Here is a 23,041-nt window from a genome sequence, read left to right as displayed (position 1 = left end):
CGTGAGAGTTTAGGCCAACACGATGTTGGTCACTCAGTCGTTGCCGCAGGATCCGCTGAGTTCTTCTTCATCAGCGGGCGCTAAAAGAAGTTAAAGGGGGAATATCGTCACTTAAGACGCTCCCCTTTTTTTAGTGGTCTGAAAGGAGTATAATGATGTTGGACACTTCATCTAGTAAAATTATTACTATTTGAAAATAACACATTTCATTACTATTTTTCGGGGGGAAAAATAACATGTCATATTTAGAAACTTTGGAGAAAAGCCTGTACAATTTAGTAACAGAAACATCTACAAACTTACCAAAAGACGTGCGCCGTGCGATTAAAATGGCAAAAGAGGCCGAAAACGCTGGTACACGTGCTGCAATGAGTTTAGATACGATTACAACAAATATTGTCATGGCAGAAGATAATGTCTCTCCAATTTGTCAGGATACAGGTTTACCAACATTCAAAGTATATACTCCTGTAGGCGTAAACCAAATCGAAATTAGAAAGGCAATCGAAACGGCGATTGCTGCGGCAACAGCTGATGCGAAATTACGTCCAAACTCAGTGGATTCATTAACTGGGAAGAACTCTGGAACAAATATTGGCGCTGGCCTCCCAGTAGTAAAATTCGAGCAATGGGAAAATGACTACATTACAGTGAAGCTCATTTTAAAAGGTGGCGGCTGTGAAAATAAAAATATCCAATATTCCTTACCTGCCGAATTGGAAGGCTTAGGTCGTGCAGGACGCGATTTAGATGGCATTCGTAAATGTATTTTACATGCTGTTTGGCAAGCACAAGGTCAAGGTTGTTCAGCTGGCTTTATCGGTGTAGGTATCGGCGGCGACCGTTCAGCAGGCTATGACTTAGCAAAAGAACAATTATTCCGTCATGTGGACGATGTCAATCCAATCGAAGATTTAGCAAAGTTAGAAGATTATATTGTAAAAACATCTAACACATTTGGCGTAGGTACGATGGGCTTCGGTGGTGAAGCAACATTATTAGGCTGTAAAATCGGTGTAATGGATCGCTTACCTGCTTCATTCTTCGTATCAGTAGCTTATAATTGCTGGGCATACCGTCGCATGGCAATTGATATTAATCCAGCCACTGGTGAAATCATCAATTGGCACTACCAAGAAGGTGAAAAAATCACATTCAAAGAAGAAGAGCAAACAGCGGCAACTACTGACAATGACAGCCAAGTTGTTGAATTAGTCGCACCAATTACAGAAGAAAAAATACGTTCTCTTAAAGTGGGCGACGTTGTAAAAATTTCTGGTCGCATGTACACAGGGCGTGATGCCATCCACCATCACTTAATTGGTGACGGTGTGGAGGCTCCTGTAGATTTAAACGGTCAAATTATTTACCACTGTGGTCCAGTTATGGCAAAAGACGACGAAGGTAACTGGGTAGTTAAAGCAGCAGGTCCTACAACATCAATTCGCGAGGAACCATACCAAGGCGATATTATGAAAAAATTCGGTATCCGCGCTGTTATGGGTAAAGGCGGCATGGGCCCAAAAACATTAAAAGCATTGCAAGAACATGGTGGCGTTTACTTAAATGCTATCGGAGGCGCTGCTCAGTACTATGCTGATTGTATTAAATCCGTAGATGGCGTTGATTTAATGGAATTTGGCATTCCAGAAGCTATGTGGCACTTAAATGTTGATGGTTTCACAGCAGTTGTTACAATGGATTCACATGGAAACTCGTTACACGCTGACGTTGAAAAATCTTCACTTGAGAAGCTAGCACAACACGCTGAGCGTATATTCTAAAAAAAATTAGGCTGTCCGAAAAGAAATTCCTTTTTGGACAGCCTTAGCTTCTATATTCAATATTCCCCAAAAAGCTTATGTTCCGATTGCTTTGCTTTCGGCCCAAAAATAATTCGCTCCCCGATGGTCGCAATATCCCGTCGCAAAGGGAGTTGTCCGAAAAGTCTATTTTGTTTTGACACCGCATTGAAATCAATGTTGTCATCGCTTCCCTTTTACTGAAGGATAACGATGCTAAAGCCAATGTTCATCCCATTTTTAAAAGAGACCTTCTCTGTTTATCGCGTATTAACAAATTTTGTTTGCGACGAGTAACCGCAGGAGCAGGCTGTAATACCCCCACTTCAAAACAGCAGATAAAAACAAGATGTTTAAGTGGGGGATCAAACAACCTGTAAAAACTAAGAATGAGGCCAACACGATGTTGGTCACACAAGCGTTTTCGCAGGATGCGAAGATTCTAGCTTGTGTTCCTCTATCACCAATCAGTGGGGGGCAAAGCCCCCACTGATTGAAGGTTCACTTTATAGGAATCAACATTTTGCGATGCATCGTCGCTACTGCCCAAAATGCCGGCTATGTACGGCTTTTTGGGCAGCTTCTTTTTTGCTTTTAATTTGTCATATAATAGCGTGTCAATTTTAAATTTATATTTATCCATTCCAGATGTCCGTTTAAGCCCTCTATTCTCCGCTCCTCATCCGTTACCACTATCCCTTTCATATTCATTTATACTTCAGCATGATTATTTTTATTGCTTTTTTTTATAATTACTCATATACTTTAATTATAATAATTCTAATTTAGAAATTAGACTAATCTAAATGAAAAACATTATCAAATAGCTAATAGTTTGTTAAATGAAAGTGAATTTCATTATCAAGGAGTGTTCATATGGATATTACTAATCGAGAAAAATTATCAATAAATGAGAAAATAGCAGAGCATAAAGAATTGATTGCTGCACTTGTTGCAGGCTTCATTATCGTTCTTGCTTGGCGTATGGATAGCAGTGGTCAATCAACAGCTGCCATTATCGCTTACTTAACCGCCTTCGTAATTGGTGGCTATGCAAAGGCAAAGGAAGGTATAGAAGATACAATTGAAAATAAAGCATTGAATGTGGAAATTTTAATGATTTTAGCTGCTATCGGTTCAGCAATTATCGGTTATTGGACAGAAGGAGCGATATTAATTTTTATTTTCGCAGTAAGTGGAGCGTTAGAAACTTATGCGATGAATAAAAGCCATAAGGAAATTTCTGCACTCATGGCATTACAGCCTGAGGAAGCATGGCTAGTGAGAGGTGGGTTTGAACCAATTAGCGTTCCTGTTGCCTCACTAAAAGTCGGAGATCATATTTTAGTAAAGCCCGGGGAGCGCATACCTGCTGACGGTACTGTCTTTAAAGGGGTATCTACTGTTGACGAGGCTGCTATCACTGGGGAATCTATGCCGATAACAAAAAATATAGAGGATACAGTTTTTGCTGGTACAGTTAACTTAAATGGTGTGTTAACGATTAAAGTATCAACACTTAGTTCGGAATCTTTATTTCAAAAAATCATTACGCTTGTACAGTCTGCGCAAAGCGAGAAATCTCCCTCTCAACAATTTATCGAGCGCTTCGAGGGAGTATATGTAAAAGGTGTGTTGACAGTTGTCGCATTAATGATGTTCCTACCTCATTTTTTATTAGGCTGGGATTGGACGACAACATTTTATCGCGCGATGGTGCTGCTTGTAGTTGCTTCACCGTGTGCTTTAGTTGCTGCGATTATGCCTGCTACACTAGCAGCGATTTCAAATGGAGCAAGGCACGGTATTTTATTCAAAGGTGGTTTACACTTAGAGCATTTAAGTGTATTACGCGCTTTGGCAGTAGATAAAACAGGTACATTAACTCAAGGTACACCTGCTGTAACGGATTTCATCGTCCGTAATGAAGAACAACGCATGCATACATTAGCGATTTTAGCTGCCATCGAAAAACACTCAAATCATCCTCTCGCACATGCGATTACCGCATATGCTCATGAGCAACGCGTGGAAAAAATAGAAGCAGCTATTGAGGATGTGCCGGGCTTTGGAATCAAAGCAGTTATCCACAACAAGCAATATATTGTAGGAAAGCCTGATTTCGTTGGTTACGAGGCTTCACAAAACTTCGCAAATGGGGCTGCGGAAAAGCTTGCTTCACAAGGGAAAACGGTTATCTTTTTAAAAGATGAGGAAGGTATTGTAGCGCTCGTTGCGATGCAGGACATCGTACGAGAAGAAGCAAAACAAGCTGTTGCGCTACTGCAAGAGCTCAATATTAATGTTACAATGCTCACTGGGGATAATGAAAAAACGGCTAAAGCAATAGCCGCACAGTCTGGTGTCGATGCGTATGTTGCTGAATGTTTGCCAGAGGTGAAAGTACAGTATATTAAAGAATATCTTACAAAATATAAAACAGTCGCGATGGTTGGTGACGGTATCAACGATGCTCCAGCGCTTGCTACTGCTACAGTAGGTATTGCAATGGGAGGCGGTACAGACGTTGCCCTTGAAACAGCCGATGTTGTACTAATGAAAAATGATTTATCGAAAATTGCCTACGCTGTTAAGCTATCACGTAAAATGCAACGTATTGTAAAGCAAAACATTATCTTTTCATTAAGTGTTATCGTTTTATTAATTGCATCAAACTTTTTCCAAGTAATTGATTTACCTCTTGGCGTTCTTGGCCATGAAGGAAGCACCATTTTAGTTATTTTAAATGGCTTGCGCATGTTAAAAAATATATAGAAGAGGAGTTGTCTGCAAGCAGGCTAGCGCGCCGCTTACAGACAACTCCTTCTATGTTTATTGAAAGGTTAAAATTTATCAAACAAGAAATGTTCCCTTATTCTCCTTCGCTTTCTTGGCTAAAAAGAGGTTTTGCAAAGCTGCATTTAATAAGCCGCCTAAAATTAAAATCATCCCCGTTAAATAGAGCCATAGCATGAGCACAATCACCCCTGCGATACTACCATATGTAGCACCGAAGTTGCTAAAGCTACTAACATAAAATGAAAAGCCATATGTTAAAGCTAACCAGCCTAAAGTAGCAAAAGCTGCCCCTGGAATAATGCTAATTAATGAAAGACGCGGGTCAGTATTTGGCACAACCCAATACATTAATATTAATACCGCGAAAATAATGATGTTTGGCATAATCCAGCGAAGCAATGTCCAAGTGGATTCAAATGAGCTTTCTATCCCAATATAAGAAAATATAAAGCTACCAATCTGCTTACCGAAAACAGGAAAGACTAGTGCGATTAATATAATGCCTATAAAAGCTAATGTAAAAAGAAGCGCCCATAAGCGATTGACTACACCTGATTTTCCTTCTACATCATAAGCACGATTCAAGCCTTTAATTAATGCATCAATGCCGCGTGAGGCCGACCAAACTGTACCGATAATCCCGAGCGATAATAGCCCGCCATTCGTCGTCGTTAAAATCTCACCAACTATATTTTCTGTCAATACATATACTTCCTCGGGCATAATATCTGCCATAAACTCAAACACTTGATGACGCTGTAGGTTCAAATACGGTAGCAATGTAACTAAAAATATAAGTAAAGGAAAAAATGATAACAGGAAAAAGTAGGCAAGTTGTGCACCCATTCCTGATATATCAGCACGTTTCACACGTGCAAACATATCTTGAAAAAAACCTTTTGGTGTTGTGACATCAATATTAGCCTCTGTGGGCGCAATAAAGGATTTCCAGAAGGCAATAGTGCCTGATGCATTCTTTTTAAACTCTTTCATCAAGCTCTCCCTCCCTCTGCTCCTTACTATGCATTACTCTTTGAAAAAGCATCCTTCGTTTCAGTTACCAAGCTCTTTACTGTATTTGGTAATGTTTTCGCATCATCTACATGCTCCATAATAGAGGCGATATTGTTTGTTACATCCGCATATAGTGACTGAGCCTGCTCCATTTTCGTTTCAATTAACTCCTGCAATTCATCACGATTTTGCGAATAATAAGAAACCGTTTCCTTAACCTTTTTAGATGTTTCTATTGTATGCTGGCGCGTTTGTTTATCTAACATGCTAAGTGCTGCTCCCGCCAATGCACCGAAAATGATAGCTGGTACTAGTTTACTTTTCATTACTTTTCCTCCGCTCTTTCGTGTATTATTCCCAATTCTTTTCAAAGTAAAACGTTACTTACTGTTATTGTAACTAAATTTCTCTATTTTTGAAAGCATCCCTACATTCGCCGTTATTCATAAAAATATGTTATAATAGGTCGGATTAATCCATTTATTTTGAAAGGTAGGCTAACAATGGACTTAACAATCCCATCTAAAGAGAATGTTATTTATATGGTTGAACAAATTAAAGAAAAACTACGCATGGTAAATGTCGATGCAATGAAATCTGAACATTTCAATGAAAAGCACTATGAAGATTTATGCTATTTGTACGAAATGGTGATGAAGCGCGATACTTTCAGTCCTAGTGAAATGAATGCGATTGTCGCTGAGCTAGGCTCTTTGCGTAAATAAATAGGAGCGTCCCAAAAGCAGTGCGATTGCCTGCTTTTGGGACGCTTATATTTGTGTCTTATAGAAATAATGAGTAATTCAAAAGATAAATAGCTGTTTTTAAAAAGTTATAAATAGTAAATCAAGCGGCTTTCATGTTGCATTTAAAATGAATAAACAAATATCAGCTTTTCGAACTCACTTCACCTTCAATACTAAAAAGCGTTGCTCTGCAAGAATCACAAGGGACGGAGTTGTCCAAAAAGTTCATTTTGTTTTGCCACCGCATTGAAATCAATATTTTCATCGCTTCCCTTTTACTGAAGGATAACGCTACCAAAGCCAATGTTTATCTTATTTTTAAAAGGGGCGTTCTCTGTTTATAGAAATAAACATTTTGTGAAACATCATCGCTACTGTCCAAAATGCCGGCTATGCGCGGCTTTTTGGACAGCCCCTCCTTTTTTTACATCTAACTCTACTGAACTTCGTGTATTACTGCGCGGCTGCTTGAATCTCCTCAAACGCCCAATGCGCTGGTTGAACATCTGTAAATAATGGTGCATGTACATCTGTTTGTAGTTGTTGTTCAAACAATTGATTTAATACCTTCACCGCCTGTGCACGTGTTAAATCACCTTCAGGATTGAATGTTGTTGCACTCGTACCAGTCATAATATTAAGTGCATTTATCTTCGCAATCGCCGAAGCAGCCCAATGGTTTGGAGCCACATCTGCAAACGTCATTGCTGCACTTGATGTCACACAGTATGCCACTGTACTATCCTCTGCACAGTTCCGTTCAATCCAACGCACAGCTACTGCTGCCATTTGTGCTCTTGTAATAGAACCATTCGGATTGAATGTTGTTGCACTTGTCCCTTGGAACAAGCCCTGTGCCCTCACATACTCAATTGCATCCTTTGCACCGTGCTTTGTCGTATCTGTGAAGCTTGCTTGTACTTCTGAAATTTCATTATTTGTTAAGTAGCGCGCTAACATACTTGCCATTTGCGCTCGTGTGACAGGTGCATTCGGACGGAATGTTCCATCTGCATAGCCTCGAATATATGGTATCGATATTTTTTCTTCTACAATTTCCTCTGCTTTCGGCATATACAAAATTGAGAATGTTGAGAACTTCGTTACTTCAAATTGAATGCCGCGCACACCTTCTTTAAATGCTACGATTTGTCCGCGTACTACTTCCTTCGTACCATCACTATGCTCGATATACACCGCTAAATTATCTAGCTGCTCCTGTGTCACATCATTTGGTAATGGCAATGTTAATGTCACAGGACGGTTTTGCATATTTGTTTCGATTGTCATTGGTTGACCAAGCAATGTTACCGTTGCATTACCCGCTAATTGTTGCACCGCTTCCTCTTTTGCTGCTCGTTCTTCTAGCTGTTCCTGTCTTTCTCTTGATTTAACTGGCACAATGCGGAAATAAAGGTCTTCATTAAAATCTGCTAAAGAAGTTGCAGGAATAGCTAGCTTTACTGTTTCCATATCAATTTCTAATCCTGTTTGTCCCTGTGCAAGTAATTGCGCTGCTTCTTTTTCAATATCAATTGTTGTTTCACTCACTTGTTGCTGCTCATCTGGAATGACAATACGTGATTTCTTGTTTTCTCGATTCGCTAATTTTTCAATTGACTCACTAGCATTTGTCGCTGTAAATTTCACTGTATCTTTTACTACATCCCCACTGCTATCACGATTAATCACCGTTTGCACAAGTACCTCATCTGGGTTGCTCGCATCGACTACATTTACCGTAATTTGGTTTGATGTAGATGGCGCTGGTGTAGTACTTGGTGTAGATGGCGCTGTTACATTTGGTGATGCAACATTCCACTTTGCATAAAGTGTTATATTTGCTGTCACTTTGTCTGTTGCAAAATTCCAAGCCGTTTGGAATGTCGGCTCTTTGTACCAGCCCGCAAATGTATGATTAGCCTTTGTCGGAGCAGCTGGCGCTGTTATAACGTCATTTTGCGATACAGTTTTAGATATTACAGCACTACCACCATTTGTGTTAAAGGTAACTGTGTAAAGCTCTAGTAATGGTTTTAAATAAAGTGTCATCGCCTGTGGTACTGTTTTATCCCATACCTGACTAATTTGCCCGTCTACATACCACGCCAAAACAATGTTGTTAAATTGCATATCAAATAGTTCATTTCCTAAAGTAGGGATTGCGCCTTTAAATTCAATTTTCACAATTTTATTATCATAAAAGCTTCTATCATTGATTTTTTTAACGGTCGAAGGAATGCTAATATTAGAGATTTCGTTACCTAAAAACGCATCAGTTCCAATTATTTGTAGTCCCTCGTTCAGCATTACTGTTTGCAGCTTACTGTTATTAAAAGCATAACTTTCTATAACTGTTACAGTAGAAGGAATTGTAATGCCTGAAAGACTCGTTTCAGCAAAAGCATATTTCCCAATTTTTTGTAAGTTCTCTGGTAATGTCACTTGTTGTAATTCATGCTTGTTTTTAAAAGCATTAGCTGCAATCGCTGTAACGTTTTTTCCATAAATCATATGAGGGATTACTAGCTCAGCAGGAACTTTACCTTTAAATCCTGTAATAGCTATCGTTCCATCGCCATTATCAGATGTAGTAAATAGACTGTTATCTACCCATTTCGCATATAATGTCACATCTTCTGTTACTGTATCGGTCATAATATCCCAAGGAATTTGTAAATTCTTATCCTTGTACCAACCAGCAAATGTATAGTCTATTTTTGTCGATATTTCTAAGCTTGGCAATTTTTCTCCCTCAGCAATTATTTTAGCTGCAATCGGACTTCCTCCATTTGTTTCAAATAGTACTGTATAAGTAGTTGGTGCAACAGAATACATCGACATCGCCTGTGGAACACTTTCATCCCATCGCTCTGTTAAAGCATAATCTGTAAACCAGCCTTTAAATTTAGGATTGCTTAAATTTTGTTGCCCAAATGCCATAATACCTATTGTATCGACTGCTCCTTGAAACACGACCTTTTCCAATTTATTCTCTAAAAAGGCCCCTTGCCCAATAGACGTTACGTTTTTCGAAATAAGTACATTTGTCAAATTACTGCCGTCAAATGCAAATTCTCCAATTTGTGTCACACTTTCTGGCAGGGTAATCTCTGTTAGCTTATTATTAAAAAATGTATAATCCTCGATTTTTGTTATGCCATCAGGTAAATGAACACTTGTCAATTGATTGTCACTAAATGCCCACTCCCCCATAAAAGTGACACTATTTGGTATCGTTAAATTTGTTAATTTATTTCGTTGAAATGCCTCTTTTCCTATCTGCGTTACAGTGGATGGTATCTGGACGCTTGTCAAATCATTTCTTTTAAACGCTAAGCCTTTGATTTCTGTTATTCCTTCTGGCATTGTGACACTATTTAATTTATTATTTTCAAATGCGGAATCCTCAATAACCGTCACTTTTTCAGGTATGACAATATTCGTTAGTTTATTATCCATAAACGCACCGATTCCGATAGATTCCACGCTGTTCGGTAAAGCGATATCGGTCAATTGATTATCCCCAAACGCCAAAGCCTCAATATTCGTAATACTTTCTGGTAACGTGACATTCACTATTTTATTTTCATAAAAAGCAAATTCATCAATATATGTGACGCTATTTGGAATTGTTATTTCTGTTAATTTATTTCTTGAAAAAGAACTATAATTAATTATTGTCATATTTTCAGATAATCTTAAGTTTGTTAATTTATTATTCTCAAAAGCAAACATACCTATATCTCTCACATTATCTGGGATAATAAGTGATGTTAATTGATTATCCTGAAAGGCAAAGCCTCCGATAGCTTGCACGCTATCGGAAATCGTTAAGCTTGTCAATGCATTGCCAGCAAACGCTGCATAGCCGATATATGTGACACTATCTGGAATCACTATATTCGTTAGCTGATTTCCATTGAAAACATAGTCAGCAATTGACTCAAGAGCGCTTGGCCATGTGACATTTTGCAGATTATTATCTGAAAATGCAAATTGCCCTATATAGCTTACATTATCGGGAATCACTATATTCGTTAGTTGATTTCCCCAAAAAGCTTTCTCGCTAATCCATTCAAGCGTACTTGGCAATACAACACTCTGCAAATTTCCGTTCCTAAATGCTTCGTTGCCTATTCTTGTAACATTGATTCCATCAATTTCCTCAGGAATTATTAAATCTGTCGGTAGGTCCCCCTGATAACCTGTTATTGTCCATGCATCGTCGCTATTTTTGACTGTCGTAAAAGGATTCGTCCATTTTGCATATAACGTCATGTCCCCTGTTATCATATCTATAAAATCTAATTTGTCTGTTAATTCTGGATTTTTATACCACCCATCAAATGCTAAGCCCGGTTTCTCTGGTCTTTGCCAAATATTTAAAAAATCATTTTCCAAAAAAGTTACGGATGGAAATGAATTACCGCCATTCGATTCAAAATGAACGGTAAAGGTTGCAGGTGTTGTGGAATAAATCGTAAAGTCTCCAGGCGGCACATCTCCATTCCATGGATTTGTTAGTTCAAGGTTGGTAAACCATCCCTCAAAGCCCCCGTCTATTACTTGACTACTAAATGCGTCAGTGCCAATTGTTGCTGTCACCCAATCAAATCTAACCATTCTCAAATTATTACCTGCAAATGCTTCCTCCCCAATATACTCCACTGTATAAGGAATATGTACGAATGTTAATTGTTTATCGGCGAAAGCGTGAGCAGCGATTCCTGTAACTGCTACCCCCTCCAAAGCATCAGGTATTAAAAGATTGGCTGGTGGAGTACCATTATACCCTGTAATCATTCCTTCATTTCTATCAAATACAAATAAGCTGTTATTGGCTTTTGCTGGTGCTGCAGGCAATTGAGTTAATATAAGCATCACCATTAATACAATCAAGCCCATCTTTTTCATTTAGCTAACCTCCATTACATATGTTGTTATATTTAGTATAAAAGAAGTATGAATACTCTTGGCGTTAAGATTTCTTAATGTTCATGCAAGAAAAAAGTCCACCAACCTTTATTCCCAGTTGGTGAACTTTTATTTATCTATTACTATTGTGCTGCTGCTTGAATATCGTCAAACGCCCAATGTACTGGTGTCACATCTATGAATAATGGCGATTGAGTGCTTGTTTGTACTTCACGTTCAAACAATTGATTCAATACTTTAACTGCTTGTGCTCTTGTTAAGGCACCTTCAGGGTTAAAGGTTGTATCGCTTGTACCTGTCATAATGCCTAATGCATTCACTTTAGCAATCTGTTCAGTTGCCCAGTGATTTGCTTTAACATCTGTGAATGACAAAGTTGTATTAGACGCTAATTCTTCACCTTGCTGTTCCATCCAGCGTACTACTACTGCTGCCATTTGCGCGCGTGTAATTGTTCCATTTGGATTGAATATTGTAGCTGTTGTACCTTGGAACAAGCCTTGTGCTTTTACATATTCAATCGCATCCTTTGCCCCATGCTTTGTTGTGTCGGTGAAGCTTGCTTGTACTTCTGGAATTTCATTATTTGTTAAGTAGCGCGCTAGCATACTTGCCATTTGCGCTCTTGTTACAGATGCATTCGGACGGAATGTTCCATCTGCATAGCCTCGAATATATGGTTTTGAAACAAATTGCTCCTCATTTGGCTGTTCGTCTATTTGTTCTTGTGGCATATATAAAATCGAGAATGTTGAAAACTTCGTTACTTCAAATTGAATGCCACGCACACCTTCTTTAAATGCTACGATATGTCCGCGTACTACTTCCTTCGTACCATCACTATGCTCGATATACACCGCTAAATTATCTAGCTGCTCCTGTGTCACATCATTTGGTAATGGCAATGTTAATGTCACAGGACGGTTTTGCATATTTGTTTCAATCGTCATTGGTTGACCAAGCAATGTCACTATTGTGTTACCTGCAAGTTGTTGTACTGCTTGCCCTGTTTTTGCACGTTCTTCTAGCTGTTGTTTAGTCTCAATTGATTTTACAGGAATAATGCGGAAATAAAGGTCTCTATCAAAATCCAATAAAGATGTAGCAGGAATGTCTAATTTCACTACTTCCATATCAATGCCTAAGCTCGTTTGTCCTTCCGCTAATAGTTGTGCTGCCTCTTGTGCAATATCAATTGTTGTTTCGCTTACTTGCAATTGTTCATCTGGAATCACGATACGTGATTTCTTGTTTTCTTGATTCGCTAATTTTTCAATTGACTCACTAGCATTTGTCGCTGTAAATTTCACTGTATCTTTTACTACATCCCCACTGCTATCACGATTAATCACCGTTTGCACAAGTACCTCATCTGGGTTGCTCGCATCGACTACATTTACCGTAATTTGGTTTGATGTAGATGGCGCTGGTGCTGTGCTTGGTGTAGATGGCGCTGTTACATTTGGTGATGCAACATTCCACTTTGCATAAAGCGTTATATTTGCTGTCACTTTGTCTGTTGCAAAATTCCAAGCCGTTTGGAATGTCGGCTCTTTGTACCAGCCCGCAAATGTATAACCTGCTCTCGTTGGAGCTGTAGGTGCTGCGATACCTTCACCTTGTGTTACAGTTTTTGGCTCTACATTAGTACCACCATTTGAATTGAATGTAATGATATACTTTGGGAAACCTACAGAATAAATTGTCATTGCCTGTGATACAGTCCCATCCCATAATGCAGATGGTTGCATAGTGCGATTTGTATACCAGCCTGTAAACTCCGGTGTTACCATTTGTCCGCCAAAGGCTGTACCATTTATCGTAGTTACAGCTCCCTTAAACTCGACCTGTCCTAAACTATTGCCTTTAAATACTGTATCAGCAATTTTTTGCATTGTAGATGGTATCGTAATACTTGTTAAATGATTCCCTGAAAAAGCGGATACTTTTATTTCTCGTACCCCTTCTGGGATAACAACACTCGTCAAGCCTTTTTGCATAAAAGCAGTTATACCAATAATGGTCACAGGCTTGCCATTGATTTGTGGAGGAATCACTAAGTTTGCTGGCACTTGCCCCGTATAACCTGTAATCGTTACTGTGCCATCACCATTGTCTGAGGTAATGAATGGACTCGGTGCTGTTAATTGTTTAGAGTAAATTGTCATTGGACTTGCTACCGTTCCGTCCCATGGCACTTGTAGTGAATCGTCTTTGTACCAGCCTGTAAATGGTTGATTTAATATTTGTTGATTAAAAGCCGTTTCTCCAATTGTAGTGACAGCACCTTTAAATTCCACTTGCTCTAAATTATTCTGACCAAAGGCCGTTCCCTGAATTTCGATTACTGTAGATGGGATTACTAAAGTTATTAATTTATTAGTATGAAAAGCATTCGTTTCGATCTTTTCTACCCCTTCAGCAATATCCACATATGTTAACTCATTTACAGCGAAGGCGGCTCCTTTAATAATCTTTACAGAGCTAGGAATCGAAATATTTGTTAGATTGTTCATTAAAAACGAGTTATTTCCAAGTTCTTGCACACCATTCATTATTTCTACATTCAGTAACTGGTTTTTTTCAAATGCGGAAGTACCGATTTTTTTAATTGTTGATGGTATAATTAAAGTCGTTAAATTATTCCCTCTAAAGGCAGCTGTCCCGATTTCCTGAACTCCTTCTGGAATGATGACACTTGTCAATCCTTTATTAGAAAAAACATTCATAAATGTGTTATTTCCCCCGATGGCTATCACATCTTGACCATTAATTTGCGCAGGAATAACTAAATCCGTAGGTATTTGACCTATGTAGCCTGTAATTGTTACTGTGCCATCACCATTGTCGGAAGTAGTGAATGGACTAGGCGATGTCCAGCCTGCATATAGCGTAATATTTTCTGTTACTCGGTCAAGCGCAAAATTCCAAGGAATTTGTAATTGCTCATCCTTATACCAACCTTCAAATAAATAACTATCTTTTGTCGGATTAGCTGGTTTAGCTACAAGCTCTCCACTCATTACTGTTTCATTTGCGATTACACTTCCACCATTTGTTTCAAATGTTATTTCATATGTCGGTTGTGCTGTCGTATAAAGTTTTAGTGCTGTTGTGACACTTAGTTGATCCCAAGGAATTGACGGGTTTCCATTCACATACCAAATAGGTTGGTCAACACCCCCTTGGAATTTAAAGGCATCTACTCCAACTGTAATTGAAGTCATTGGTTCTTTAAATTCAATTTTATTTAAATTGTTAGAATGAAAAGCACCTACATTTATTACTTTCAAGCTAGATGGAAATATAATACTTTCAATTTCATTCATTCCAAAAGCAAAGTCTCCTATATTTTCAATAAGACTTCCTTCTTCAAATTCAACGGCTGTTAGTTTATTTGCTATAAAAGCACCAGTTCCTATATCGGTAACACTCGCAGGAATAATTATATTCGTTATTTTATTGAAATCATTACCAATGGCACTTGCAAACGCCTCATTCCCTATTCTCTTTAAATTAGACCCTAGTTCGAAATGGACTGATTCTATATTATTCATTTGAAAGGCACTATTTCCTATCGTTTCAACAGAAGAAGGAATGGTAACACTTTTTATACCTCTCGATATAAATGCTCCAATCCCTATAGCGGTTACTCTTTTTTCGATATTGTCGGCAAAAAGCATCTCAGGAATAACCAAATCCTCTGATGGAAGTTGCCCAGCATAACCGATAATAGTTAATGTGTCATCTGGATTTGTCATTGTTAAAAATCCTCCATCGGCCTTCGAAGACACTAACCCCAACTGCGACCAAATAAGTATTGTAATTATAAAAATGCTGCTCCATTTTTTTATCATCCGTGATTCTCCTTTTTTTGTATATCTCGTTCTATCTAGTATAAAAGAATCATGTATTTTTGTAGCGTTAAGATTTCTTAACATTCATCTTAGATTTTTAGAAGAAATCTTGTTTTAATAGGTCGAGCTATCTAGTATAATCCAACTAAAACAGTGTTCAATCAGTGAGAAAATTCAATGCTGAAAGGATTTTCAAGATGAAAAAAATATTGTTGTTATTTGCTATTGTTATTGCTTTACTAGGAATAGCTAGTGTTGTCTATTTATTTACCCAACCAAATACGGACGGACCTCAAGCGACTAAAGGTGTGATGGACTTGCGACATTATACATTTCGCGATAATGCACCTATAAAGCTAGATGGAGAATGGGAGTTTATTCCTAATCAATTGATCGATAGCTCATTGTTTGATACGTATGAAAGCTATGTAGTTGATGTCCCTTCTATTTGGACTAACTATACTGTTGATGGGCAGGAATTACCGTCTTTTGCAAGCGGGACTTTTCGACTTAAAATTTTAATTAGTGATTATGAGGAAATTTTAGGAGTTAAAACGAGCACCATCCGCATGTCGAACACACTCTATATAAATGGGAAACGCATTGGGCAAAGCGGAGAGCCTGCGGAAGATAGCGGCTATATACCACATAACACACCTTATACAGCCTATTTTTCACCTAATCAACAGGAGCTCGAATTGCTTTTACATGTAGCCAATTTTGATTATGTACCAGGTGGAGGGATTGTCAGTTCGCTGTTTTTAGGAGGCCAGATGAGCATTATGAAGCTGCGTGAAGCGGCGCTTTTCTATGACCTTGTCACAATGGCAGCATTTTTAACAATGTTTATTTATTTTTTAGGCTCCTACCTTTATTCTAGGCTAGGCATTGAGCAGCTTTATTTTGCCCTCTTTTGCTTTGCTGGTGCACTTTACACCCTTACACATGGTGAAAAGCTTTTATTAACTCTAATCGATATGGGCTATGCTCCATTTCAAAACTTACAAATGATTTCAAGCGTATTTGTAGGGTTCTTTATCTTATTATATTTTTATCGTGCCCTACCTAAATATATGAATCGTCAAATAGTAAGAATCCTAAGTATAATAGGTGTTGCACTTATGCTTATCGCAATGCTACCTGCATCAATCAATTCTTATTTACAAAGCATCAACTCATTATATATATTTGCGAATATCGTTTATATTTTCTATGCGCAAATTATGGCGATTTATAAGCATGCTACGGGGGTTATGTATTTGACGCTAAGCTCAGTAGCGATTTTCCTTTATTTTATCGTAGCGACTTTTAACACACATATCAGCTTAGAATTAAATGCTTTACCACCATTGCTACCGTTTATTTGTTTGACGATGCTCTCTTTATATATTTCCCATCGCTTTGCTGATTCTTACTTAGAAAAAGGTAAGCTGACTGAAGCACTTATACGTGTAGATAAATTAAAGGATGAATTTCTTGCTAAAACCTCTCACGAATTCCGAACACCTTTACATGGGATAATGGCGATTTCACAGTCTATGTTGACGAGTACGAAGAAAGCCTCCTTAACAGTTGAACAAAAGGAGCAAGTGTCACTTATGTTTAATATTTCAGAGCGTCTATCACATTTAGTCAACGATATATTAGACTTCTCTAAACTAAAGGAGAATGAGCTGACATTGCGGATAACGACTGTCGATTTATTTGCTGTTACTCATATGATAGTCGGTGTGTTGTCCTACACACTCAGTAAGGATGTAAAAATTATCAATCGTATTAAGCGTGGACATTTTGTACAAGCAGATGAGGACCGACTTAGACAAATTTTATATAACTTACTTCACAATGCAGTGAAATATACAAATAAAGGGCAAATCGAAATTAGCTGTTACGAGGAGCAATCATTCGTTACGATTCAAGTGAAGGATACAGGATGCGGCATCGCTCCAGAAGATTTAAAGGTAATCTTTAAGTCCTTTCAGCAATTAGAGCATTCTGTTGCTGGTACAGGATTAGGCTTGCATGTAACTAAAGAGCTTGTTGAGCGACAGGGTGGGAAAATTGATGTTGAATCTACTGTTGGAAAAGGCACTAGTTTTTTTGTGACTTTACCAAAGGGACAATCGTCAAGTGAAGAGCTTCCAATGCGCTCTCCACAAATATACGAACAGCCTTTTTTATCATTTCCGCAAATTGTTGAAAAAACAGGTATGAAAAGAATTCTCATTGTGGATGACGATGCTGTCAATCTGAAGGTGCTTCTTGATATTCTTACACAGGAAAACTACTCCATTATAGCGATTGATGATGGACAGCAAGTTTTTAATTATTTAACACAATATCCTGATATTGATTTATTAATTTTAGATATTATGATGCCCAATATTTCTGGCTACGAAATTTGCCAACATATTAGAAAAAACTACACATCAACAGAGCTACCTATTTTAATGCTGACTGCCGCTCTTCGTCCAGAGGATATGGTAGCAGCCTTCCAATCGGGCGCAAATGATTTTTTGCACAAGCCACTCGACATCATCGAGCTAAAGACACGTGTGCGCAATTTAATTTTATTAAAGGATTCTGCTGAAGCAGCAATTACAATGGAATCCGCATTTTTACAAGCACAAATTAAACCACATTTCGTTTACAATGTATTAAATTCAATTTTATCACTTAGCTATTTAGATTTAGAGCAGGCACGTGCTATGATTACAAATTTTGCTATATTTTTACGTAGCAGCTTCTCATTTGAAAATACGAATAGTCTCGTGCCGCTAAAAAAAGAGCTAGACCTTATTCAAGCTTATGTCAATATTCATCAAACGAGATTTCCTGCACAGCTCCAGCTTGATATACAAGTAGATGAAGAGATAACAAGTAGCTTAATCCCACCATTGCTACTACAGCCTTTAGTAGAGAACGCATTAATCCATGGCTTGAAGAAAAAAAAGGAAGACGGTAAGCTATCAATTCATATCGAAAAGCAACAGCAGCAAATTATATTTACAATAAGTGATAACGGTATTGGGATTGAGCAAGAGCAACTAGAGCATATTTTTACAGAGGATGCGATGCGTAGTCAAAGTGTTGCTTTACGCAATATTGCAAAGCGTTTAAAAAAATACGAGCACGCCTCTATTACCATTAACAGTACAGTGAATCAGGGCACTACTGTTATCATTAGATTCCCTATTTTATATAGCTTAAAGGAGTGATTCCTATTGTTAAAGGCTTTAATTGTTGATGATGAAATATTAGCTATAAATTTATTGGAGGCACTTTTGCATGAAGGTCAGCTTGTACAGATTGTCGGGAAATTTTTGAATCCAATAGAAGCGTTGGAGCAAATCCCTATTTTGCAGCCCGATATTTTATTTTTAGATATTGATATGGCAGATATGAATGGGATTGAGCTTGCCAGTACATTTGAATATGCAACACAGCGAATTGATATTGTTTTCGTAACAGCCTATGAGCATTATGCCCTCGAGGCCTTCAATGTTCAAGCAGCAGATTATATTTTAAAGCCGCTTGATAAAAGTAGATTGTTAAAAGCCATTGATAGAATCCAACAGCGTCGAAAAACAAGCAATATAGAGCATTCTACAGAGCCTACAATTATTGGTGCTCTTCATTTCCATATACACTCGGGAAAAGTATCGATTAACAATACGATGCTATCGCTAGCAACAAAGGAATTTCAAATCTTATTCTTTTTAGCCCAGCACGCTGGGCTAACTTTCCCAGCATCCGAGCTCTATCAACTTATTTGGGATGAGGATAGCATCGGTCAAACACAGGCTTTACGAGTGCACATTAGCAATTTAAGAAGGAAGCTAGAAGCGATTCCAGGCCACCATACACAAATTGTAATGGAGCGAGGACAAGGTTACCGTCTTACTTTCCAGTAGAGACGCTATATCGCTTATTATCATGGTAAATTAATTCCTAGCCCTCTTGTAAAAAAAGCCTAAACAATTAAGTGTCCGATGCTGCACCATCTTCCAAAATTATTTAGGCTTTTTTATTTTTAGCATAATATTGATTATTTTTGCATTAAGGCTACAGCGATTCCTGCGCCAACTTTTGCGTTATGCTTCACTAATGCGATATTTGCATCTAATGATTTTCCTTCTGTTAGCTCTTTTACTTTACCTAGTAAAAATGGCGTAACATCCTTACCAGCGATGCCCTTTTCTGTTGCTTCTTTTAATGCACCTGTTATAATGCCGTTAATAAAGCTGGCTTCCATTGAATGTTCGACAGGAATCGGGTTTGCAACGATTGCACCACCGCGTAAACCTAAATCCCATTTCGCGCGCATCATTGCCGCTACTTCCTCAGCAGAATCAGCACGGAAATTTACTGCAAATTCGCTTTCTCTCGTAAAGAATGCTGGTAATACATCTGTTTCGTAGCCGATAACAGGTACACCTTTTGTTTCTAAATATTCTAATGTTAAACCGATATCTAAAATAGATTTTGCGCCTGCACACACAACTGCTACCTTTGTCATTGCAAGCTCCTCTAGGTCCGCTGAAATATCCATTGTCGTTTCAGCACCGCGGTGTACACCACCGATACCTCCTGTTACGAATAACTCAATGCCAGCAAGCTCTGCACAAATCATTGTAGCTGCAACCGTCGTTGCACCTAGTTTTTTCGTTGCGATTAAATAGCCTAAATCACGGCGTGACGCTTTCGCTACACCTTGCGCATTACCGAACATCTCAAGCTCTTCATCGGATAAACCAATTTTAATTTGCCCGTCAATTAAAGCGATTGTTGCAGGTACTGCTCCATTATCACGAATAATTTGCTCCACTTCACGCGCAGTTTGCACGTTTTGAGGATAAGGCATGCCATGAGAAATAATTGTTGATTCTAATGCAACAATCGGTAATCCTTTTTCCTTTGCTTCTAACACTTCTTGTGAATAAGATAAGTATTGTTTCATTTTAAATTCCTCCAATTTTTATATTCATTTTGTTTTACTAGGCGTACTGTTGTATTGGCTTGTAATGTTTTTGCTGCATGATACAGTGCAAATTGCGCCGCTTCGTGTAAAGTATCACCTTGCATCACACCGTGTAAACAAGCACTTACAAAGGCATCACCTGCACCTGTTACATCCTTAATATCATTAATTTTATATGCACTATAATGCTGGATCTTATCCCCTTCTCCAACTAGCACACCTTTTCCACCTAAAGTGAGCACAACATGCTCTGCACCTTTTTCCAGCAATGCCCTTACAGCCTCTTCGTAACTTGCCTCATCCTTTAAAGTCATGTGTAAGTATGTTTCTGCCTCATCTCTATTGCAAATAAAATAAGTCACACCTTGTAAATCATCTGGCATGCGATTCATTTTAGGTGATGAAACAGGAACGATTGCTAGTGGAATATTACGCTCCTTGGCAAGTTGCTGAACATACATTACCGTTTCCTTTGGACAGTTTAAATCAATAATTATAGCTGAAGCATTTATTAATGTTGCCATATGCTTGTCAAGTAGGCTAGGTGTCAGCGCTTCGTAAATAGCCATGTTTGCTAAGGCAATAACTAAATCACCGTCTTTATCTAATACCGCTGTATAAGAGCCGGTTTGCTCCTTTTCTAACTTTTCAATGATATCGAGCTCAATAAAAGCACGACTAGCTTGTTCAATCATTTGCGCATCGGCATCATGCCCAAGTGTCGTTAACAATTTCACTTGATTGCCTAAGCGCCCAAGATTTTCTGCAATATTACGTGCTACGCCACCAACGCTTTCGTTTGCTGTTACGGGGTTGGACGTCTCTAGCTGTACTTTATTTGTAATATGCAATTTGCGGTCGACATTTGCTCCACCAATAGCAACAATGGATTGCTTGACCGGCAAAACATATGCCCGACCAATAATTTCGCCTTTTTTTATCAATCCTGAAATAATATTTGCGAGAGCTGGACGTGACATATTTAACACTTCTGCCATTTCCTGCTGCGATAAATAAGGGTTTTCTTGGACTAACTGTAATACAAGTTTCTCCTTGTCATTCATTGCAACTTTCCTCCTCTCAAACTTTTGTTTAAATTATAAACTTTTGTTTATTGAATGTCAAAAAAAAAGAGCTATAAAAGACGAAATTAATTTTTTCAGTCTTACACATAGCTCTTTTTCTTCAATTATTCATGAATCTCACTGCCGTCCTCTAATATTAATGGCTGGATTAATACTTCAACACGGCGATTTTGGGCACGCCCATCTACTGTATCGTTGTTAGCAATCGGCTTGAATTCACCAAAGCCTCTAATACTAAACTGCTCTGAGTCTAGCTCGGGATTGCTGTCAATTACATTTTTCAGGAAATTAACTGCGCGCATGACAGATAGCTCCCAATTGGACTTAAACTCTGCACTGTAATGAGGAACATTGTCTGTATGCCCTGTGACAATAATACTTCGCGGTGTGTCCAACTGTAAAATTTTTGATAGCTCCTGTGCAATTGCTGCATATTCTGGCTTGACATCTGCTTTACCCGGGTCGAAAAGCACGCTATCGCGAATTCGAATGAGCACACCGCCCTCTTCTGTCCTGCTCGTTTCAAACTGCTCTTCTAGTTCATTAATAGCAATGAATTCATCAATTCGCCCTTGAATTTGCTGCAGCTCTTCTTGGTCTCTTAAATACTTTACTGTTTGTTCTGTGATTTCACCACTTATTGCATCTGGATGATCTGGAATAGACGGATTATCCAATACTCCGGCCCCACCATCAAATATTTGACCGAATACTTGCGACATTCTTTCTAGCTTCTCCTGGTCTACTGAACTAGAAGCAAAAAGAACAATAAATAGAGCTAATAACAGTGTTAATATATCAGCGTATGGAACTAACCATGACTCATCAATATGTTCCTCATGCTTTTTATGTTTTTTATGCCTCTTTGCCAAGGCCACCCGCCCCGCTTTCCATGATTTGCTTACGTTCTTCTAAAGGTAAGTAAGAAGCCAGCTTTTGTTCAATTACACGTGGTGCCTCTCCTTCAAGAACAGATAAAATCCCTTCAATCATCATGCGCTTTTGCTTCGCTTCTACAGAGGATTTTCGCTTCAATTTGTTAGCAAATGGATGCCATAATACATAACCTGTGAAAATCCCTAATAATGTCGCAACGAAGGCGGCTGAAATAGCATATCCTAATCCATCTATATCACTTAAATCTCGCAAGGCAGCAATTAAACCTACTACAGCCCCTAATACCCCTAATGTTGGTGCATATGTACCCGCTTGTGAAAAAATCGCGGCTCCACTAGCATGGCGATCCTCCATCGCCTCTACTTCCTCTGATAGTACATCGCGAATATAATCTGCATTTTGTCCATCGATAGCAAGCGTTAAGCCATTTTTTAGAAATGGGTCTTCAATCTCCGCTGCTTTGCTTTCAAGGGCAAGCAACCCTTCTCGACGAGCTAAATCAGCCCATTGAGAAAACATTTTAATGATTTCTATATCACCTGTTAACTTTGTTTCTGTAAATAGCACTTTAAATAGTTTTGGTACTCGCTTTAATTCCTTCATAGGAAAGGCAATTACTACTGCGGATATTGTACCAAAAATAATGATTAAAATGGCAGCTGGATTTGCTAGTGCACCTAAGCTTACCCCTTTTAATATCATACCCGTCAGTAGTGAAACAAATGCCAAAATTATACCTATTAACGAGGAAAGATCCATTATGTATAACCTCCAATAACCCATACTTTTTATTTAATAATTGTATTCTATCATTTAGTATAATCTTATTTGCATTTTTTTTCGATGCATTAATGCATTTTTCTGCAAATTTCGGTATATTTGATTAGATGGTATCAATACATTTGATTTTTATCATATAAAT

At 38.3% G+C, this 23,041-nt stretch carries 13 protein-coding genes; 5 read left to right on the top strand and 8 right to left on the bottom strand.

The genetic code is table 11. The annotated features are described in order from the left end of the window. Positions 1–236 precede the first annotated feature (236 nt). The gene (locus C9J36_RS15215; RefSeq protein WP_066164826.1) at positions 237–1,784 is read left to right on the top strand and encodes a fumarate hydratase; all 1,548 of its coding nucleotides are present in this window, start codon (positions 237–239) and stop codon (positions 1,782–1,784) included. A gap of 894 nt (positions 1,785–2,678) precedes the next feature. Continuing rightward, on the top strand, positions 2,679–4,577 hold the full coding sequence (locus C9J36_RS15205; RefSeq protein WP_107943644.1) for a heavy metal translocating P-type ATPase: 1,899 nt from the start codon (positions 2,679–2,681) through the stop codon (positions 4,575–4,577). Positions 4,578–4,655: 78 nt separating this feature from the next. Here C9J36_RS15205 and C9J36_RS15200 read toward each other — a convergent pair whose 3' ends face one another. Then, positions 4,656–5,594, bottom strand: coding sequence for a YihY/virulence factor BrkB family protein (locus C9J36_RS15200; protein WP_066164821.1), 939 nt, complete (start codon positions 5,592–5,594; stop codon positions 4,656–4,658). Positions 5,595–5,620: 26 nt separating this feature from the next. After that, positions 5,621–5,941, bottom strand: a complete 321-nt coding sequence (locus C9J36_RS15195) for a hypothetical protein (RefSeq protein WP_066164818.1) — start codon at positions 5,939–5,941, stop codon at positions 5,621–5,623. A 177-nt stretch (positions 5,942–6,118) separates the two neighbouring features. Here C9J36_RS15195 and C9J36_RS15190 point away from each other — a divergent pair, with 177 nt between their 5' ends. Continuing rightward, the gene (locus tag C9J36_RS15190) at positions 6,119–6,340 is read left to right on the top strand and encodes a DUF1128 domain-containing protein (RefSeq protein WP_066164815.1); all 222 of its coding nucleotides are present in this window, start codon (positions 6,119–6,121) and stop codon (positions 6,338–6,340) included. Between the two features lie 474 nt (positions 6,341–6,814). Here the strand turns inward: C9J36_RS15190 and C9J36_RS15185 are convergent, their stop codons facing one another. Together C9J36_RS15185 and C9J36_RS15180 are read right to left on the bottom strand one after the other, a co-directional pair. After that, on the bottom strand, positions 6,815–11,278 hold the full coding sequence (locus tag C9J36_RS15185) for a leucine-rich repeat protein (RefSeq protein ID WP_107943643.1): 4,464 nt from the start codon (positions 11,276–11,278) through the stop codon (positions 6,815–6,817). Positions 11,279–11,421: 143 nt separating this feature from the next. Then, on the bottom strand, positions 11,422–15,156 hold the full coding sequence (locus C9J36_RS15180) for a leucine-rich repeat protein (RefSeq protein ID WP_161956449.1): 3,735 nt from the start codon (positions 15,154–15,156) through the stop codon (positions 11,422–11,424). Positions 15,157–15,353: 197 nt separating this feature from the next. On the opposite strand from C9J36_RS15180, the gene C9J36_RS15175 reads away from it, so the two are divergent. Both C9J36_RS15175 and C9J36_RS15170 read left to right on the top strand, forming a co-directional pair. Next, positions 15,354–18,374 carry an ATP-binding protein gene (locus C9J36_RS15175; protein ID WP_107943641.1) on the top strand — a complete coding sequence of 1,007 codons (3,021 nt, stop codon included), beginning with the start codon at positions 15,354–15,356 and terminating at the stop codon, positions 18,372–18,374. Between the two features lie 6 nt (positions 18,375–18,380). After that, entirely contained in the window at positions 18,381–19,070 is a 690-nt protein-coding gene (locus C9J36_RS15170; RefSeq protein ID WP_066164796.1) for a response regulator transcription factor, read from the top strand. A 134-nt stretch (positions 19,071–19,204) separates the two neighbouring features. On the opposite strand, the gene C9J36_RS15165 is transcribed toward C9J36_RS15170, so the two are convergent. The 4 genes from C9J36_RS15165 to motA form a co-directional block, all read right to left on the bottom strand. Beyond that, entirely contained in the window at positions 19,205–20,116 is a 912-nt protein-coding gene (locus tag C9J36_RS15165; protein ID WP_066164793.1) for a pseudouridine-5'-phosphate glycosidase, read from the bottom strand. Beyond that, the gene (locus C9J36_RS15160; protein ID WP_066164789.1) at positions 20,113–21,201 is read right to left on the bottom strand and encodes a carbohydrate kinase; all 1,089 of its coding nucleotides are present in this window, start codon (positions 21,199–21,201) and stop codon (positions 20,113–20,115) included. Before C9J36_RS15160 ends, C9J36_RS15165 begins: the two co-directional genes overlap by 4 nt. A gap of 125 nt (positions 21,202–21,326) precedes the next feature. Then, on the bottom strand, positions 21,327–22,094 hold the full coding sequence (gene motB / locus C9J36_RS15155; protein WP_066164786.1) for a flagellar motor protein MotB: 768 nt from the start codon (positions 22,092–22,094) through the stop codon (positions 21,327–21,329). After that, on the bottom strand, positions 22,078–22,878 hold the full coding sequence (motA, locus tag C9J36_RS15150; protein WP_066164783.1) for a flagellar motor stator protein MotA: 801 nt from the start codon (positions 22,876–22,878) through the stop codon (positions 22,078–22,080). The genes motB and motA overlap by 17 nt, the downstream gene beginning before the upstream one ends. Positions 22,879–23,041 lie beyond the last annotated feature (163 nt).

The organism is Metasolibacillus fluoroglycofenilyticus (genome assembly GCF_003049645.1).
Taxonomy (GTDB): Bacteria; Bacillota; Bacilli; order Bacillales_A; family Planococcaceae; genus Metasolibacillus; species Metasolibacillus fluoroglycofenilyticus.
The sequence above is the reverse complement of the archived record's forward strand: the minus strand, read 5'-3'. Positions and strand labels throughout refer to the sequence as shown.